The sequence below is a fragment of the Nonomuraea sp. NPDC050556 genome (genome assembly GCF_044457355.1).
Taxonomy (GTDB): domain Bacteria; phylum Actinomycetota; class Actinomycetes; order Streptosporangiales; family Streptosporangiaceae; genus Nonomuraea.
Genome location: NZ_JBITGU010000001.1, coordinates 2483169 through 2497079, shown reverse-complemented (window position 1 = coordinate 2497079; position 13911 = coordinate 2483169). Strand labels below are relative to the sequence as shown.

Here is a 13911-nt window from a genome sequence, read left to right as displayed (position 1 = left end):
TGACTGACCCGATCTCCCGGCGTACTGCCTTGCTGGGAGCAGCAGCCATGACCGGTCTCGCGCTCGCGGGCACCCCCGCCGAGGCGGAAGGTGCTTTCGGTACGGCACGGCAGCGCTGGGTCGACATGATGGCGGCCGACCCCTCCCGGGTGGACGGCTCGGCCAACGCCGTCTGGCGCAAGCTGCGCCCCGACCCCCGCCGCCCCAGCCTCTGGCCGGACCTCCCGCTCGGCAACCCCGCGACGGGGAACTTCAACCGCTCCTACAACCGCATGCGCACCCTGGCGCTGGGCTGGGCGACGCCGGGCACCCGCATGTACCGGGACCCGGCGGTCGCCGAGGGCGCGGTCAGTGCCCTCGACTTCCTCCACAGGCACGCCTACAACGAGCGCCTCGACCGCCGGGGCAGCAACTGGTTCTGGTGGGAGATCGGGGTGCCCAGGTCGCTGACCGACACCTGCGCCCTGCTGTTCGACGCGATCCCCGACGGCCGCCTGACGCGCTGGCTGCGGCCCCTGTGGCGCTGGTGCCCGGACGCCGACCGCCGCATCAGCCACCACGGGGTGGTCGAGACCGGAGCGAACCGGGCGGGCAAGGCCATGGCGGTGGCGATGCACGGCGTGCTCACCGGCGACTCGCGGTTGATCAAGCGGGCCAGGGACGGCATCTCCGACCGCAAGGGGCACGGACGGCGCAGCCTGCTGCGCCTGACCAGGGGGCCGGGCGACGGTTTCTACCGCGACGGCTCGTTCATCCAGCACGACGTGTTCGCCTACACCGGCAGCTACGGCGTCGACTACCTGGACAGCGTCGCGAAGCTGATCACTCTGCTCGCCGGGTCGCCCTGGCGGATCACCGACCCGGACCTGGAGAACGTCTTCGACATCGTGGACCGTTCTTTCGTCCCGGTCATCTTCGACGGGCTGATGATGGACGGCCTGCGCGGCCGCCAGATCAGCGTGCAGGGGCACCGCGACCACACCTCGGGCCAGCGGGCGATCGAGGCCATTCTCAACCTGCTGCCCGCCGCGCCCGCGGGTCACGCCGACCGGTGGCGGCCGCTGGTGAAGGGCTGGCTGACCCGCAACCCGGCGCTCGTGCCACCGCCCGCCGCCGCGCCGCTCATGGCCGACCCCCTGGTGGCGGCCGGTCCGCGCACGGTCGGGACGTACGTCTTCGCCGGGATGGACCGCGTGGTGCACCGCCGCCCCACCTGGGCGTACACGATCTCCATGAGCTCCGAGCGCATCGCTGCCGCCGAGGGGATGAACCTGGAGAACCTGCACGGGTGGCACACCGGCGACGGCATGACCTACCTCTACACCGAGGACCTGACCCACTGGAACGACGAGCTGTGGCCGACCATCGACCCGTACCGCCTGCCCGGGACGACCGTCGACCGGCGGCGGCGCGCCGAACTCCCGCACGGCGCCCGCTACCGCCCGCCCGACGGCTGGGCGGGCGGCGTCGCCTTGGACAACCGCTACGGCGTGGCCGCGATGCGCCTAAACGCCGAAAAATCACCTCTTCGTGCGAAGAAGGCGTGGTTCCTGCTCGACGACGCCGTGATCGCCCTGGGTGCGGGCATCTCGGCGTCCGAGGGCCGCCGGATCGAGACCGTGGTGGAGAACCGCAACACCCACGGGACGCATCCGCCCCTCGACCGGGGCGACGGCTGGGTGCATCTGTCCGGAGTGGCCGGATACGTGCTCCTTGACGGCGCCCGCCCGAAGGTGCTGCGCGAGAAGCGCACCGGGAGGTGGCGCGACATCGACCGCGGCGCGACCACCGGCGGCGACCGGCAGCGCCACACCAGGCACTACACGACGATCCTGCTCGACCACGGCAAGAACCCCTCGGGCGCCCGCTACGCCTACGCCGTCCTCCCCGGCGCTGACGCCGCCTCCACCGCCGCCTTCGCCGCCGATCCGCAGGCCGAGGTGCTGGCCAACAGCTCGGCCGTGCAGGCCGTACGGTCCGGAGACCTCCTGGCCGCGGTCTTCTGGCGGGGCGGCTCGGTGGACGGCGTCTCGGCCGACGGCCCGTGCGCGCTGCTTCTCCGGCAGTGCGGCGCGCGGGTACGGCTGGCCGTCTCCGACCCGACCAGGACCGGGGGCGAGGTGCGCATCACGCTGCCCTGGCCGGTGCGCGCCATCGACCGCGCCGGCCGTACGGTGAGCCTGCGCAAGCGCACGCTCACCGTGGACGTCGGCAGGCGCGGCCGCACCCACACCGCCACCCTCTGGCTGCCGCCGGCCCCGGGCGGCGGCCGGGACCTGCCCGCGTGAGGGCTCGTCAGGGGTTGCGCGTGAGCAGATGTGCCTTGAACGCCTCGCCATAGGTGCTGGTGGGGGTGCCGTTCCAGTCGGTGATGAGGTCGTTGCCCGAGCCGGAGCAGGCGCCCCACGGGTTCCACGTCCACGCCAGGTAGCCGACGTCGTGCGCGTCCGCCCAGGTCATCACCTGGTCGATGTAGTCGTGGGCGCAGGTGTTCTGGCCGATCTCACCGGCGACCACCGGCACCTGGGCGGCGACCGTGCCGATCTGGCTGTCCCAGCAGGCGACGGTGACGCAGGCGTTGAAGTTGTAGGTGTGCCAGGCAGCCATGAGGTTGCCCGCCGGGTCGGACGGCTTGTAGGTCAGCCACTGGCTGAGGTCGTTGGTCCAGGTGAGGCCCGCGACCATGATCACGTTGGTGGCGCCGGTGGCGCGGACCGCGTTGACGAGGCTCTGCATTCCCGCGACCTGGTAACCGATTCCGGTGCACGTGCCGCCGTCGCGCAGGCAGGTCCACGCGGCCGTGGCGTCCGACCAGTTGTTGGCCGCGTCCGGGTAGGGCTCGTTGAACAGGTCGAACACGACGGCGTTATTGCCCTTGAACATCGTGGCCACCTGGGTCCAGAACGCCGGCGCGTACCGCGCGTCCGGCATCGGCTTCTGGCAGGTCGCCTTGACGTCGGAGCAGCCCGCGCCCGGCCCGGTGTACTGGCCGTAGTTCCAGTGCATCTCCACGATCGGGGTGATCCCGTTGGCCACGAGCAGGTTCACGTAGTCCTTGACCGACTGCTGGTAGGCCGCGCTGCTCGGGCCGGTCGCGGGCACGCTGTCGGTGCCGAGCCAGCACTCCTCGTTCAGCGGCAGCCGTACGGCGTGGACGTTCCACGTCTTCATCGCGTCGACGGCCGCCTGGTCCGTCGGGCCGTCCCACACGCCCTTGTCCTGGAAGCAGGCGAACTCGCCGCCGGAGCGGTTGACGCCCAGGAGCCGGTACGTGCTGCCGGTGGAGGTGAGCAGGTGGTTGCCGGACACGTGCAGGGCGGGGGCCGGGCCGCCGCCGCCGTCGCCGGTGACCTTCACCGTGATGGGGGTCGTGGTGGTGCTCGCGCCCGCGTTGTCGACCGCGCGCGCACTGAGCGGGTAGGTGTTCGCGCCGACGCCGGTCCAGTCGAAGGTGTACGGCGCGCTGGTGTCCGTGCCGACCACCGTGCTGCCGTTGAGGAACTCGACCTTGCTGACCGTTCCGTCCTGGTCGGTCGCGGTGGCCGCGAAGGTGATCGTGGCGGGGGCGGTGAAGGTGGCTCCCGCGGCCGGGCTGGTCAGGCTGACCGTGGGGGGTTTGTTTCCGGTTCCGGTGCAGGCGACCCCGTTGAGCGCGAAGTCGGCCGGGCGCGGGAACGGGGTCGCCGACTGGGTCCAGTCGCCCTGCAGGCCGACGGTGGCGTTGGTCTGCCCAGCCGCGATGGAGCCGTTCCAGCCGCTGTCGGTGGCGGTGATCGCGGTGGTTCCCGTGTAGGTGGCGTTCCAGCCGCCCGTGCGGGTCTGGCCGCTCGGCATGGTGAACGTCAGGGTCCAGTGGCTGATCGGGTCACCGAGGTTGGTGATCGCGAGGGTGGTGTTGAAGCCGCCGGACGTGGGTGACGACTGCCAGGTGTTCAGGTTCTGGTAGGCCACCGAGCAGCCTGTGGCGGTCCCCGCCGAGGCGGGGACCGCCACCGTGGCCCAAGCAGCCACCATCATGCACACTGCGAACAAGCGCATACAGTCTCCCCGTTCCGAGGTTCAGCGTGACCGACGTGCATGAAACTCGTGAACGTGGGGCGTCAAGTCAATCTTCGGCTGCTCGGCCTTTCACCGGCACCTTGGTGACCAGGGATGCTTGGGCACGGGTGGCATGGAACTTTCAGTTGTGGACGGTGATCGACCCCGTCCTGATCTCCGGCGGGTCGGCGGCGTCCAGGTCGTAGCTCGCGCCCGCGCGGTTGTCGTGGACGACTGTTCCGTCCGGATACGCGCCGTCGGACAGCTTCCACACCACGACCCGCAGGTTGCCGGGATCGTCCACCGCGTAGGCGACGAAGCCGTAGCCCGTCTCGCCGTTCACCTCGGCGGCGCCCTTCGCGGCCGCCTTGCCGTACCCGGTCACCACCAGCCACTCCAGCTCCGTCGAGCGCACCGACAGGTCGCCTGAGGAGTAGGTGACCTTCCCGTTGAGTCGCTCGTGCGGGAGGTACTTGGGGTTGAGGGTGAAGTGGCCGTCGGCGGTGTTGCCGCCGCCGGTCACGAAGCCCGCGTCCGGGTCGTAGACGATCACCAGGACCGTGGCGCTGTCACTGCCGCCGTCGTCGTCGGTGACCTGCACCTTGAGTGTGTACATGCCCGCGTGCGCGAACGTGTGGGACCGGTCGCAGGAGCCGCTTCCGGCGAAGGAGTCGGTCGTGCCGTCGTCCCACGTGATCGCGCAGGTGTGGGTGTCGGCTCCGGCGTCGGTGAACGGCGCGGCGACGGGCACCGCCGTACCGGCGCGGAAGACCTGCCACGGCTTGGGGCCGTTCAGGGTCAGCTTCGGCGGGGTGTTGGCGACGGTCACCTCGGTGGAGTCGCTCACCGGCGGGTTGACGCCGTCGTCCGCGGTCAGCGTCACCTCGAACACGCCGTTGTCGGTGCAGGTGAAGGTCGTCACCGGCCGGTTCCGCGTCCCGAACGAACAGGTGGCCGAGCCTTCGAGAGTGCGGTAGGACCAGCTCACGGCTGGGGCGGTGGCTCCGTCGTCTGAGGCGGCGCCGCGCAGCGTGAGGACTCCGCCCTCGTCGCCCGCGACCGACGGGCCCGCGTACACCACCGGCGGGCGGTTGGCGGGGGGCTCGCCGCCACCGCCGCCCGGGTCGGCCGGGTTCTCGGGGACCGTGACGTCGGCCCAGAGCGGGATGTGGTCGGAGTACTTGGAGGAGGTGGCGTCGGCGCTGTGCACGGTGACGTTCAGCGGCACGAACAGGTAGTCGATCTTCTGGCCGGTCAGCCCCTTGTGCGTGGTCTCACCCGAGCGGCACACCACGTGGTACGGGATCGGGAACCCGCTGATCGGGTCCCAGGTCCAGCTGTCGTAGCCCTCCTTGACGTCGTTGCCGCAGGGGGAGTCGACCTCCTTGAACTCCCCGTGCGCGCCGTGCTCGTAGCCGGGGGCGTAGAAGTTGTCGGACACCGCCGACAGCGGGTCGTCGTTCGTGTCGCCGCCGAGCAGGCGCGTGTAGCCCGCGTACGTCGTGCGCAGGATGTCCGCGGCCCTGGCCGCCTCGTTGCGGCGGTCGCCCAGGTCACCCGAGGACAGGTGGACGGAGCAGATCACGATCTTGCGTGCCTGCGAGGCGACGCAGAGCATCTCGCGATGCTCCTTGTCGCGCGGCGTGCCCAGGTCGTAGGCGACGGGCGCGGTGTCGACGCCGAAGTCCTTGCGGTAGAGGACGGCGTTGACCTGGTCGCCCTTGGGGTTGTCCCGCTCGTGGTAGCAGCGGATCGGGTGGTCGTCCGTACCGCCGTTGATGGCGTCGTAGGCGACCTCGTAGTCGGGCAGCTTCTCGCGCAGCCGCTCCATCCAGTCGCGGCAGCCTTCCTGGATGGTGACGAAGGCGAGCTTGGAGCCGCGGGTCTGGACGCTGGTCACGAGCGCGTCAGGCGCCTCCATGCCGTGCGTGCCCCATTTGTCGTTACCGCCGGCGATGTTGAACTGCCCGATGATGTAGTCGGTGGCGGCGGCTTGTGCGGGTGGTGCGGTGAGGGTTAGTGCGGTGGCTCCGGTGAACGCGGCCAGAAGGCCGCCGAATAACCGGCGGCGCAGGGTCGAACGCATCATGATCACCCCGTGGTGTCGACAGTGTTTCCCCGGGGCCGATGCTTCCACTCAGGTCCTGACTTGTATTGATATTTCCTGACAAAAACCCCCAAGCAAATGATCAGGCGGGGCCAAGGGCGGCGGCCGTCGGGCTTGAGGGGGGTGGTTCCTTGAGTTCGACGAAGATGGCGTGGGAGTCGGTGTCGCCGATGTTCTTTCCGGCGTGTTCCTGGGCGTCCAGCCATCTGGCCTGGCCGGGTTCCAGTTTCACCTCTACCTGGCGTCCGTTCGCGGTCAGGAGGCGGGTGAAGGAGGCCAGGGTGATCATCACGCTGTCCGGGTGGCTGTGGGGGGAGGTCGCGTCACCGGGCCGGTCCTGGTAGCGGAGGACGCGGACGCGGTCGTTCTCGAAGAGCACGGTGTACAGATCGGGGTTGGTCAGTGCGGGGTCGTGGCTCATGGGATCCCCTTCCTATATGGTACTACGGTACCATGATGGGTATGTCGGTACCATATGAGTTGACCGGGCGGCATCGGCAGAAAGGGCGGACTCGGCAGGCGCTGGTGGAGGCTGCCACGAGGCTGCTGGCTGAGGGGGCGGAGCCTACGGTTGAGGATGCGGCCGTCAGGGCGGGGATCTCGCGCACCACTGCCTATCGGTACTTTCCCAACCAGCGGGCCTTGCTGACTGCTGCTCATCCGCAGATCGAGCACGTATCGCTGCTGCCGTCCGATGCGCCGGGCGATCCCAAGGAGCGGCTGGATCTTGTTATGAGGGCCTTCGTTCGGCTCACGCTTGAGTGGGAGCCCCAGTTGCGCGCCTCGCTGCGGCTTTCCTTGGAACCGGGTGCCGAGCAGCCGCTGTTGCGGGGTGGGCGGGCGATCGGCTGGATCGAGGATGCGTTGTCCCCGCTCGCCCCTGGTGTGGATGTTCATCGGCTGGCCATAGCCATTCGGTCGGCCACGGGCATCGAGGCGCTGATCTGGCTCACCGACATCGCCGGGCTCACGCGGGAGGAGGCGGCCGAGACCATGTGCTGGTCGGCTCAGGCCATGCTCGCCGCGGCTACCTGATCAGCAGGAGGAGGCCGGACAGGACGAGGCCGATCTCCACCAGGACGACGAACACGGGCGCCGGCAGCCGGTCGACGATCTTCTTGCCCATCCAGGCGCCGATGGTCGCCGCCGGGGCCAGGGCCAGCCCGATGGCTGCCGTGGCCGGGGTCAGGAGCGCCGCCGCACCGAAGACGACGAGCTTGGTCAGGTGCATCACCGCCGCCGCTGCCGCCTCGGTGCCGATGTAGGCGCCCGCGACCAGCCCGCGTGCCAGGAAGAACGGCGCCACCAGCGGGCCGACAGAACCGAGCAGCGCCGAGCCGAATCCGGAGGCGGCTCCCACGGCGGCGAACGCCCTGTCGTCCAGGCGTACGGCGCGCGGACGCCATCGCCGCCAGACGACCATCGCCAGCAGGAACGCGCCGATGAGCTTGGTGAGCACCGGCAACGAGGTCGAGGCCAGCAGCAGCCCGCCGACCACGGCGGCCGGGATCGCGCCCAGGGCGAAGACGCCGACCAGGCGGCGGTCGACCTCTGCCCGGTTGAACCACACCCGGCTGCCGTTCCCCGCCAGTTGCGCGACGGTCAGGACGGCTATCGCGTCGCGCGGTCCGAGGACGGAGACGAAGACGGGTAACAGCAGCACCCCGCCCCCGAACCCGGCCACAGCGGACAGTACGGCGGTGCCGTACGTGGCAAGCACCAGCAGAACTGTCTCCATGAGAAGGCCCATTCAAGGAGAGAGGCACGGGTGGCCCGTCTGGGGGATCCAGGCGGTGGTCGTCGAGGCGAGGGTGCGGCCGATGCCGTCCACCCGCGTGTCGAAATGCATCATGTCCCCGCTGCCCCGCCGCCCACCCCCCAGGTCCACCCCGCCCCACGCCAGGCCCGCGTGGTCGCGCAGCGCGATCACCAGGTCGCGGCCCAGCGACAGGAACCCCTCCTCCGGAGGCGAGTGATGGACGAAGTCCCCTCTGGGGGAGGTGCGGACGAGCGCCTGGCGGTCCCGGTGGATGACGGACCGCCAGCGTACGACCGCCTCGTCCACGGACTCGCCGGGCAACACCCGGGCGCCCTGGACCGCGGCTCGCAACCGGTCCTGGTCTCCGGCGAGGCGGAAATACGCGGCGAACTCCTCGCTGCGGCGGTGCACCTCGTCCCAGATCTGGCCCGTCGTCCGCCCCGGGTCCGCGCCGAGCGAGGAGAAATAGGCGGACGAACTCGCATAAGGCAGAGCAGCGCCGGACATCAGCTCCGCCGCGTGTTTCATGGCCCGCCAGCTCGCCGCGCTCACCACCCAGGGGTTGCCGGTGTAGGCGATGTCGAGGGCCAGGCCGAGCGTGTGCATGCTGGTGGTCATGCTCCTGGGACGGGCGCCGCGATGCGGTTCCGTCAGGCCGAGCGCGGCCGGGGTCAGTCCCGTGAGGGCGAGGAGGTGCCGCTCGGCCAGGCGCAGCCTGCGCACCAGGAGGACGTGCAGGCCGCCTCCGGTGCGCTGGCCGAGCACCGCCGGGTCGACGATGTGGTCGAACCAGGTCGCGGCGGTGAACTCCGTGGTGGTCCGTACGGCCTGGCTGTGGCGGTTGAGTCGCCGCTGCGCCAGCGGGTTCGCGGCGTCCGGGTGGCGCAGCCCGGCCCTGGCGATCAGGCCGAGGCTGTCCAGCGTCGAGGCGCCCGCCCTGCCGTCGTGGTGGCGTTCGTCGCGGTAACACTTGGTCTGGAACTGGCGGACGCACTCGGCGAGCACCAGGTCAGCGGAGCCGCGCACGACGGCACGGACGGCGTCGACGTCGACGTAGGCGCCGAGCGCCGCCTGGATCTCGCCCAAGGACACACCCGATATTTCGGGATGCGTGCGGGAGTTCCACTTGGCGGCGCTGTCCGACAGCAGCGGCCGCACGATCCTGGCCCGCTCGGCGGGCGGGAACGGCGGGACCGCCGCCGCCCGGTCGACGGCGGTCACCCCGCCGCCTCGATGGCGTGGAGCAGGAACCTGATCCGGGTCTCCAGCTCCTCGGCGGTACGGACGAACGCTGGATGGTCGTCCGGCTCCGGGATGCTCCAGTGCACCTCGGCGTCAGGGCACACCTCGCGTACCCGGTCACACAGGCTGATCACGTAGTCGAAGCGCTCGCCCGCGAACTCGCTGAAATGCTTGGAACGGTTCCCCGCGATGTCGACCCCGCGCTCCCGCATCACCCGCACCGCGAGGGGATGCACCGGCTTCGGATGGCTGCCCGCGCTGGCCGCCTCGACCCCCAACCGGCCGAGGATCGCCTCGGCCATCTGGGACCTGGAGCTGTTGCCCGTGCACAGGAACAACACCCGTACGGCACGCAAAGCAGGTTCGCCGGGCGGCGCCAGCCGCAGCCCGGGATGGAGCGCCGCCCCGGACTCGGCGAGCCGCTCGCCGCAGGCGGCCAGGTCGAGGCTGTAGTAGGTGTCGCGCCCGTCGGCCGAGCTGCGCCGCGTCGTCACCAGCCCCCCGGCGCGCAGCTGCCCCAGGTGGTAGGAGGTCAGGCTCTGCCGCTCGCCGACCAGGGCGGTCAGCTCCCGCACCTGCCGATCGCTCCGCGCCAGCTCGCGCAACAGCAGCCACCGCACCGGATGCCCGGCCAGCCGCAGGAACCCGGGTGGAGCGACAGTCGACGACATGGGACAAGATTACATCAAACCGGTTTGATAGAATGAGCTATGGCCACACAGGATGATCTCGCCAGCGTCCGCTACCTCGTCGACGACGTGGCGGCGGCCATCGACTTCTACACCGTCCACCTGGGCTTCGAGGTGCGCACCAACGCCGCCCCCGCCTTCGCCGACGTCGTGCGCGGGCCGTTGCGGCTGCTGCTCTCCGGCCCTGCCAGCTCCGGCGCCCGCGCCACCCCCAAGGACACCGCGGCGGGCCGCAACCGCATCCACCTCGTCGTCAAGGACCTCGACGCCGAGATCGACCGGCTCCGGGCAGCGGGCCTGCCGTTCGCCAGCGATCTCGTCTCCGGTCCCGGCGGCCGCCAGATCCTCCTCACCGACCCGGCGGGCAACCTCGTGGAACTCTTCGAACCCCGGTAAGGTCACGGGGCGTGACGACGGAACTCGATCGGCTCGCCGTACGGTTGCGGGAGTTCGCGAAAGCCAGGGACTGGGAGCAGTTCCACACCCCGAAGAACCTGGCGATGGCGCTCACCGGCGAGGTCGGTGAGCTGGTCGCCGAGTTCCAGTGGCTCACCACCGCCGAGTCGCAGGACCTCGACCCCGAGACGCTCGCCCGGGTGCGCAGCGAGATGGGCGACGTGCTGCTCTATCTCGTACGGCTGGCGGACACGACCGGCGTCGACCTGGTCGAGGCCGCGAACGCCAAGCTCGACGAGAACGAGCGCCGCTACGACCCCGACTCCTACCGGGGCTCAGCACGCAAGGCCCCGCCGCTCCCCGGTACACGGTCATCCTAAAGAGCGGGTTTGACCTCGCCCAGCGGAACGTTGCGCAGGCTGAGCAGGACGAGCACGGCGCAGCTGCCGGTGAGCGCGATGTCGGCCACGTTGCCGACGAACAGGCCGCCGTAGTCGATGAAGTCCACGACGTGCCCGCGCGCGAAGCCGGGCTCGCGGAAGAGCCGGTCGAGCAGGTGCGAGGTCGCGCCGCCGAGCAGCCCGCCCAGCACGACGGTCCACGCGGGCGAGCGCAGCCGCCGCGCCGCGTACAGGATGCCGGCCACGACCCCGGCGGCGACCAGCGTGAACACCCACGTGGCCCCGGTCCCGATGGAGAAGGCGGCGCCCGGGTTGTACAGCAGCCGCAGGCTGAGCAGCCCCGGTATCACCTCGACGACCTTGCCGCCGGCGAGCGCCGACGTCGCCCAGGCCTTCGAGGCCTGGTCGACCAGGAGGACCACCGCGGCCAGCCCGACCATCCAGGAATAAAGCACCCTTGTGACCATGTCCGCAGAGCTTAGTACGGCCTGCCGTACAGAGCCGCGCCGAGAAAGGCGGCGGTCTGCTCCACCGTGATCCGCACCCCCTCGGTACGGCCCAGCGAGCCGACCAGCCCCGGCAGGGGCGGCAGGTAGAGCGGCGCGTCGGTGAAGGTGAGGTGCGCCGTCCCCGGCACGGTGACCAGCCGCGTCTTCCCCGTGCTCAGGGCGAGCACCTGCCTGAGCCGCGGCAGGTAGCCGGGGTTCTCGCCCGGCGCCAGCTCGTGGGTGAGGGCGAGCACCGGCTGGTGGAAGGGCCCCGGCGCGGGGTCGTGCGGGTAGCCGTCCAGGTCGACCACGGCGTCGAACCTGGAGTCGAGGCGGGCCGCCTGCAGCGCGGCGCTCCCGCCGATCGAGTGCCCGGTCACCGCGACCCGCTCGAGGTCCAGGCTCCCGGCCAGGCGCGAGCGGCCGAGCTCGGTGAGGGCGAAGCTGAGGTCGGCCGCCCTGGCCGTCGACCACCCGGCCGCCAGCCGCCGGTCGGCCGCGTCGTCGCCGGTGGACCTGACCCGCGTGCGCACGATCGAGCCGTCGGCGAGGACGACGGCGGCCGAGTCGTGGAGGTGGTCGAGGGCGGCGACGACGTAGCCGCGGCTGGCCAGCTCCTCCGCCCAGGCGGTGTTCTGGGAGCGCACCCCGCCGAGCCCGGGGGAGAACAGCACCACCGCGAACCGGCCCGCGTCCACCGGCGCGCCGGTCACCGCGTGCGTCCTGGCCCGGGGGAGCTCGTCGAGCAGGAAACCGGGCACGCCGAGGTAGTCGGCGACCGCGCCGGTGACCTCCCGCTGGACGTACTGCGCTCCCGGAGCCGGGCTCTTCCGTGCTGGGTACCAGATCTGCGCCACCACGATGCGGTCCTTGCCGGACCACTGCATGACCGTCGTCCCGACCGCGTGCGGCCCGGTCGGCTCAGGAAACTCGGGGAGCGGCAGCGCCCACGCCGCGCCGCCTCCCGCGGCGACCAGACCCAGGCAGGCCAGCGACCCGGGCAGCGCGAGCCACCACTTCGCCCGCCACGCCGTACGGCCGGGCCGCAGAAGGGGCGGGACGGCGAACGCCAGCGCGACGGCCCCGCCCGCCAGGATCGGCGCCACCTGCCAGCGGTACCCGACCGTCACCGCGCCCACAACCAGCGCCACGACCGCGACCACGGTCACCGGAAGGCGGGCTCCGGCGGGCAACCAACGCACCAGGACCAGAGCGACGGCGGCGACCAAGACCACTATCATCATGGCCCCCACTGTCGGGCACGGGCGCGGCGCGGGGGATCGGCCGAACGTCCGTACCCGAGTGCTACCTGGGTCCTAGTCGGTGCCGAACTCCATCGCGGCCCGGTCGAGCAGCTCGTCGTCGCCGGAGACCTCGCCACGCGAGGCGATCGCCTCGGCGCCGCCCTGCGGCATCGCGCCGATCAGCCCGGTCGAGGCCGCCTGAGCAGCGCCGATGAGGGCGGGGTGGTGGTGTCCGACCATGCCGAGGCTGGCGTACTGCTCCAGCTTCGCCCGCGAGTCCGCGATGTCGAGGTTGCGCATCGTGAGCTGGCCGATCCGGTCCACCGGGCCGAACGCCGAGTCCTCCGTACGCTCCATCGACAGCTTGTCCGGGTGGTAGCTGAACGCCGGGCCCGTGGTGTCGAGGATCGAGTAGTCCTCGCCGCGCCGCAGCCGCAGCGTCACCTCGCCGATGACCGCCGTGCCGACCCAGCGCTGCAGCGACTCGCGCAGCATCAGCGCCTGCGGGTCGAGCCAGCGCCCCTCGTACATGAGCCGGCCGAGCCTGCGCCCCTGGTCGTGGTAGCTGGCCAGGGTGTCCTCGTTGTGGATCGCGTTCACCAGCCGCTCGTAGGCGGCGTGCAGCAGCGCCATGCCCGGCGCCTCGTAGATGCCGCGGCTCTTGGCCTCGATCACCCGGTTCTCGATCTGGTCGGACATGCCCATGCCGTGCCGCCCGCCAATGGCGTTGGCCGCCATCACCAGGTCGACCGGGCTGGCGTACTCCTTGCCGTTGATCGACACCGGGCGGCCCTGGTCGAAGCCGATGGTGACGTCCTCGGTGTCGATCTCGACCGACGGGTCCCAGAACCGCACGCCCATGATCGGGTCGACGGTCTCGATGCCGGTGTCGAGGTGCTCGAGCGTCTTGGCCTCGTGGGTGGCGCCCCAGATGTTGGCGTCCGTGGAGTAGGCCTTCTCGGTGCTGTCCCGGTACGGCAGGCCGTGCGCGAGCAGCCACTCCGACATCTCCTTGCGCCCGCCGAGCTCGTGCACGAAGTCGGCGTCGAGCCACGGCTTGTAGATGCGCAGGTGCGGGTTGGCCAGCAGGCCGTAGCGGTAGAACCGCTCGATGTCGTTGCCCTTGAACGTCGAGCCGTCGCCCCAGATCTGCACGCCGTCCTCGAGCATCGCCCTGACCAGCAGGGTGCCGGTCACGGCGCGGCCGAGCGGGGTGGTGTTGAAGTAGGCGCGGCCGCCGGAGCGGATGTGGAAGGCGCCGCAGGCGAGCGCGGCCAGGCCTTCCTCGACGAGCGCGGCGCGGCAGTCGACCAGGCGCGCGAGCTCGGCGCCGTAGGCCAGCGCGCGGCTGGGGACCGAGGCGATGTCCGGCTCGTCGTACTGGCCGATGTCGGCGGTGTAGGTGCAGGGGACGGCGCCCTTGGCGCGCATCCACGCGACGGCTACCGAGGTATCGAGGCCGCCGGAGAAGGCGATGCCGACGCGCTCGCCGGAGGGCAGGGAGGTGAGGACCTTGGACACAAGAAGGGATTATGCACTGCAACGCA

At 71.0% G+C, this 13911-nt stretch carries 13 protein-coding genes; 4 read left to right on the top strand and 9 right to left on the bottom strand.

Annotation, left to right across the window (positions count from 1 at the left end; genetic code table 11):
* Positions 1-47: 47 nt before the first annotated feature.
* Positions 48-2288 (top strand): polysaccharide lyase 8 family protein, encoded by a 2241-nt coding sequence (locus ACIBG8_RS12170; RefSeq protein WP_397342712.1) that lies wholly within the window; start codon positions 48-50, stop codon positions 2286-2288.
* Positions 2289-2295: 7 nt separating this feature from the next.
* Here ACIBG8_RS12170 and ACIBG8_RS12165 read toward each other — a convergent pair whose 3' ends face one another.
* The 3 genes from ACIBG8_RS12165 to ACIBG8_RS12155 form a co-directional block, all read right to left on the bottom strand.
* Positions 2296-4038: a cellulase family glycosylhydrolase gene (locus tag ACIBG8_RS12165; protein WP_397342711.1), complete on the bottom strand. Its 1743-nt coding sequence runs from the start codon at positions 4036-4038 to the stop codon at positions 2296-2298.
* A gap of 142 nt (positions 4039-4180) precedes the next feature.
* Complete coding sequence (locus ACIBG8_RS12160; RefSeq protein ID WP_397342710.1) at positions 4181-6127, bottom strand: PKD domain-containing protein; 1947 nt, start codon at positions 6125-6127, stop codon at positions 4181-4183.
* Between the two features lie 100 nt (positions 6128-6227).
* On the bottom strand, positions 6228-6566 hold the full coding sequence (locus ACIBG8_RS12155; RefSeq protein ID WP_397342709.1) for a cupin domain-containing protein: 339 nt from the start codon (positions 6564-6566) through the stop codon (positions 6228-6230).
* 41 nt (positions 6567-6607) lie between these two features.
* Between ACIBG8_RS12155 and ACIBG8_RS12150 the strand changes: the two genes are divergently transcribed.
* Positions 6608-7180 carry a TetR/AcrR family transcriptional regulator gene (locus ACIBG8_RS12150; RefSeq protein ID WP_397342708.1) on the top strand — a complete coding sequence of 191 codons (573 nt, stop codon included), beginning with the start codon at positions 6608-6610 and terminating at the stop codon, positions 7178-7180.
* On the opposite strand, the gene ACIBG8_RS12145 is transcribed toward ACIBG8_RS12150, so the two are convergent.
* From ACIBG8_RS12145 to ACIBG8_RS12135, 3 genes are read right to left on the bottom strand one after another with little or no spacing between them, the layout of a single operon-like run.
* Positions 7173-7883, bottom strand: coding sequence for a sulfite exporter TauE/SafE family protein (locus ACIBG8_RS12145; RefSeq protein ID WP_397342707.1), 711 nt, complete (start codon positions 7881-7883; stop codon positions 7173-7175). The two genes, ACIBG8_RS12150 and ACIBG8_RS12145, sit on opposite strands and share 8 nt — an antisense overlap.
* Positions 7884-7895: 12 nt before the next feature.
* A complete protein-coding gene (locus ACIBG8_RS12140; protein WP_397342706.1) occupies positions 7896-9125 on the bottom strand; it encodes a hypothetical protein in 1230 nt (409 codons plus the stop codon).
* On the bottom strand, positions 9122-9817 hold the full coding sequence (locus ACIBG8_RS12135; RefSeq protein ID WP_397342705.1) for an ArsR family transcriptional regulator: 696 nt from the start codon (positions 9815-9817) through the stop codon (positions 9122-9124). Before ACIBG8_RS12135 ends, ACIBG8_RS12140 begins: the two co-directional genes overlap by 4 nt.
* 39 nt (positions 9818-9856) lie before the next feature.
* Here ACIBG8_RS12135 and ACIBG8_RS12130 point away from each other — a divergent pair, with 39 nt between their 5' ends.
* Positions 9857-10231 (top strand): VOC family protein, encoded by a 375-nt coding sequence (locus tag ACIBG8_RS12130; RefSeq protein WP_397342704.1) that lies wholly within the window; start codon positions 9857-9859, stop codon positions 10229-10231.
* Between the two features lie 11 nt (positions 10232-10242).
* The gene (locus ACIBG8_RS12125) at positions 10243-10611 is read left to right on the top strand and encodes a nucleotide pyrophosphohydrolase (RefSeq protein WP_397342703.1); all 369 of its coding nucleotides are present in this window, start codon (positions 10243-10245) and stop codon (positions 10609-10611) included.
* Here ACIBG8_RS12125 and ACIBG8_RS12120 read toward each other — a convergent pair.
* The 3 genes from ACIBG8_RS12120 to argG all read right to left on the bottom strand — a co-directional run bounded on the left by ACIBG8_RS12120 (position 10608) and on the right by argG (position 13885).
* Positions 10608-11087, bottom strand: coding sequence for a signal peptidase II (locus tag ACIBG8_RS12120; protein WP_397342702.1), 480 nt, complete (start codon positions 11085-11087; stop codon positions 10608-10610). The genes ACIBG8_RS12125 and ACIBG8_RS12120 overlap by 4 nt on opposite strands.
* A 23-nt stretch (positions 11088-11110) precedes the next feature.
* Positions 11111-12364, bottom strand: coding sequence for an alpha/beta hydrolase family protein (locus ACIBG8_RS12115; protein ID WP_397342701.1), 1254 nt, complete (start codon positions 12362-12364; stop codon positions 11111-11113).
* 72 nt (positions 12365-12436) lie between these two features.
* Positions 12437-13885 carry an argininosuccinate synthase gene (gene argG, locus ACIBG8_RS12110; protein WP_397342700.1) on the bottom strand — a complete coding sequence of 483 codons (1449 nt, stop codon included), beginning with the start codon at positions 13883-13885 and terminating at the stop codon, positions 12437-12439.
* Positions 13886-13911 lie beyond the last annotated feature (26 nt).

Excerpts from the sequence above, each read along its gene's own strand:
- ACIBG8_RS12170 (WP_397342712.1), top strand. The coding sequence starts at position 48 with ATGACCGGTCTCGCGCTCGCGGGCACCCCCGCCGAGGCGGAAGGTGCT.
- ACIBG8_RS12165 (WP_397342711.1), bottom strand. The coding sequence starts at position 4,038 with ATGCGCTTGTTCGCAGTGTGCATGATGGTGGCTGCTTGGGCCACGGTG.
- ACIBG8_RS12160 (WP_397342710.1), bottom strand. The coding sequence starts at position 6,127 with ATGATGCGTTCGACCCTGCGCCGCCGGTTATTCGGCGGCCTTCTGGCC.
- ACIBG8_RS12155 (WP_397342709.1), bottom strand. The coding sequence starts at position 6,566 with ATGAGCCACGACCCCGCACTGACCAACCCCGATCTGTACACCGTGCTC.
- ACIBG8_RS12150 (WP_397342708.1), top strand. The coding sequence starts at position 6,608 with ATGTCGGTACCATATGAGTTGACCGGGCGGCATCGGCAGAAAGGGCGG.
- ACIBG8_RS12145 (WP_397342707.1), bottom strand. The coding sequence starts at position 7,883 with ATGGAGACAGTTCTGCTGGTGCTTGCCACGTACGGCACCGCCGTACTG.
- ACIBG8_RS12135 (WP_397342705.1), bottom strand. The coding sequence starts at position 9,817 with ATGTCGTCGACTGTCGCTCCACCCGGGTTCCTGCGGCTGGCCGGGCAT.
- ACIBG8_RS12130 (WP_397342704.1), top strand. The coding sequence starts at position 9,857 with ATGGCCACACAGGATGATCTCGCCAGCGTCCGCTACCTCGTCGACGAC.
- ACIBG8_RS12115 (WP_397342701.1), bottom strand. The coding sequence starts at position 12,364 with ATGATGATAGTGGTCTTGGTCGCCGCCGTCGCTCTGGTCCTGGTGCGT.